Below are 3,152 nucleotides of genomic sequence, written 5' to 3'. Positions count from 1 at the left end.
GATTCGATACCCGCCAGCTGCGGGGACCGCCCGGACACCGCGGCACCGAAGGTCACATCGTCGCGGGAAGTCAACGAGCCCAACACAATTGCCCACGCCAGCTGGACCACGGTGTTGAGGGTGACGCCACGGCCCCGGGCGAGGCTCGTCAGCGCCGCGGTCTGCTCCTCGGTCAACTCGGCGACCACATCGCGGGATTCGGTGTAGCGGCGGCCGGGATCGGCGTGCGCCACCAGGGTCGGCTCCTCGGTGCCGTCGAACGCGTGGGCCCAGGCGTCGAGCGCCGCGGCTTGGTCCTGCCCGGCGATCCAGGCCAGGAAGTCTCGGTAGGGGCGGACTTCGGGCAGGATGGTGGCGTCGCCGTCGGTGGCGTAGAGCACCAGTAGTTCCTTCAGCAGCAGCGGCGTCGACCAGCCATCGAGCAGCAGGTGATGATTGGTCAGCACCAGCCGGTACTGCCCCGGCGCGGTGGTGACCAGCATCCACCGCAGTAGCGGGGCACGAGCCGGATCGAACCGGGTCGCCCGGTCCGCGGCGAGCAGCAGCTCCCATTCGTGCTCGCGTGCACTGTCATCGAGCCCGGACAGGTCGACCTCCGACCACGACGCCTCAACGCCTTCCTGGACCACCTGCACCGGCCCGACATCGGTGTCGAAGGCGGTACGCAGATTCGGATGGCGGTCCAGCACAACCTGCCCGGCACGGCGCAGCCGCTCCGGATCGACCTGTCCACGCAGTTCGAGGACCAGTTGGGTCAGGTAGGCGTCCACCGACTCCTCCGACACCAGCGCGTGGAACAGCAGTCCCCCCTGCAACGGCGTCAACGGCCAGACATCGCTCAACCTCGGATACCTGCCCTCGAGCCGCTCGATTTCGACCTGCCCGAGCCGAACCAGATCGAAATCCGAAGGCGTCCGCCCGCCGCTCCCGGCATGGCGGGCATGCGTCACCAACGCGGTCAGTGCCCGGCACCACGAATCCGCCACCGCACCCACCTCGTCGGCGGTGAGCAGCCCCGCAGGATAGGACCAGGTGGCTCGCAACTGCGGTCCTTGGCCGTCGTCGCGGGTGCAGGCATTGATGTCGAGCACCGCCGACACCGGCATATTCGGATTCTGCGCACCGACGAGGCCACCGCCGTCCACCGGCAGCCATGCGACGGCCGATATCCCTTCGGGAACCCCCGTCCAGACGCGGCCGACGTAGTTGAATGCGATCTGCGGCGTCGGCAGCGCGCCGAGTGTCGGGCCGGTGTCCTCGTTGAGGTACCGCAGCAAGCCATAGCCGATCCCGTGGTCCGGGACGGCGAGAAGCTGTTCCTTGATGGACTTGACCGCTGCGCCCATGGCGGGCCCACCCGCGTACGCGTCGTCGAGATCGATGCCCGACAGATCCAAACGCACCGGGAAGCCCGTGGCGAACCAGCCGACCGTGCGGGTCAGATCAGCGCCCGGGACGACGCCTTCCTCCCTACCGTGTCCTTCGAGGTTGATCACCATATCCGTCGGCCCCGCGGCTTCCGACTCCCGTTCGCGCCGCCACTTCGTCACCGCCACCGCCAGCGCGGCCAGTAGCCCGTCGGCGTCCCCGCCGTGGAATGTCGCTGGCACCTCGGTCAATAGCGCCTCGGTCACCTCGGGAGACAGCTCGACCTCGACGGTCCGAGCGGTGGCCGCCACATCGATCGCGGGGTCCAGGGGCCGTGACCCGATCATCGGATCACGCTGGTCGGCCATCGCTCGCCACAGTTCGAGCTCTGCCACCCGCTCCGGGCGTCGGGCCGCCTCGACCAGCTCATACGCCCATCTGCGCATGGATGTCCCGACCGGGGCGAGTTCGGGTGGCTCGCCGGATTCGATCCGCGCCCACGCGACCGCGAGGTCGGGCACCAGTACGCGCCAGGAATCCCGATCGATCACCGATTGATGCACCAGCACAAGGACCTTGCCCGGTTCCGCCGCGTGCATCGGATCGAACCAGACCACCTGCAGTACGGTCCCGGCGTTCGGATCCAGCCGGTCCGCGGCGGCCGTCAACTCCGCCGCCGCCAACGTCCGGAACTCGGTGCCTGCTGGCATCGGCACCCGATGGATGACGTCGTCGGCGCGAATCATGCCGACCGGCAACACATCCCACGTCCGGCGCCGATCGTCGTCCGAGCGCAGCCGTGCGCGCAGCATGTCGTGGCGATCGAGGACCGCCTGCACGGTGTCGGCCAGTCGCTGCCGGTCGATTCTCATCGGCAGATTCAGCGTCATCGCCTGCGAGAAGCGGCCGATCTCCGACTCGGAATGTTCGAGCAGCCGTCGCATGATCGGCGTCAGCGGCACCGATCCCACCCCTGCGCCGGGCAGTTCCGACAGAACAGCGGCTGCGCTGCCATCGACTGCGACCTCGGCCAGTCCGGCGACCGTCTTCCGCTCGAACACATCCCGTGCGGAGAACGTCACACCGGCCGCCCTGGCCCGGGTGACCAACTGGATCGACATGATGCTGTCGCCGCCCAGGGCGAAGAACGAATCATCGAGACCGACTGCGTCGGCGCCGAGTAGGTCGGCGAAGGTCCTAGCGATGATGTGTTCGGTCGGTGTGTGGGGTGCTCGGAAGGGTTTGGTGTCGGTGAATACCGGTCTCGGTAGTGCTTTTCGGTCGAGTTTGCCGACCGGTGTGAGTGGGATGCGGTCGAGCACCATGATCGAGGACGGGACCATATACGACGGCAACCGGTCGGACAGGTAGTCGGCCAGCAACGCGGTATCGATCGATTGTCCCGCAGCGGCAACAACATAGGACACCAGCGATTGGGTACCCGCATCGTTGCGGTGACCGACAGTCACCGCATACGCCACGGTTTCATGGCTGGTGAGCGCGGTATCGATCTCACCGAGTTCGATACGCAGACCACGAATCTTGACCTGGAAATCAGATCGACCCAGATGCTGGATCGTACGATCGCTGGTCCAACGCACGATATCGCCGGTGCGATACATACGCTTGCCCGCAACCCACGGACACGCAACGAAACGCTCCGCCGTCGTCCCCGCCCGACGATGATATCCACGCGCGAGCAGATCACCCGCGACATACAACTCACCCGCCACACCCGCCGGAACAGGTTGCAGCCGTTGGTCGAGGATCCAGATCGAGGCGCC

General features: G+C 67.0%; 2 protein-coding genes. One reads left to right on the top strand and one right to left on the bottom strand.

All coding sequences use genetic code 11. The annotated features are described in order from the left end of the window. The coding region (locus ACWEO2_RS44200) for a condensation domain-containing protein (RefSeq protein WP_452410859.1) at nt 1-2,837 on the bottom strand (2,837 nt) is incomplete at its 3' end. Between ACWEO2_RS44200 and ACWEO2_RS44195 the strand changes: the two genes are divergently transcribed. After that, a partial coding sequence (locus ACWEO2_RS44195; RefSeq protein ID WP_452410860.1) for a hypothetical protein occupies nt 2,802-3,152 on the top strand: 351 nt, incomplete at its 3' end. The genes ACWEO2_RS44200 and ACWEO2_RS44195 overlap by 36 nt on opposite strands.

This window comes from Nocardia sp. NPDC004278 (assembly GCF_053602975.1).
Note: the sequence above shows the minus strand (reverse complement) of the source record. Positions and strands in the feature narration are given on the sequence as shown.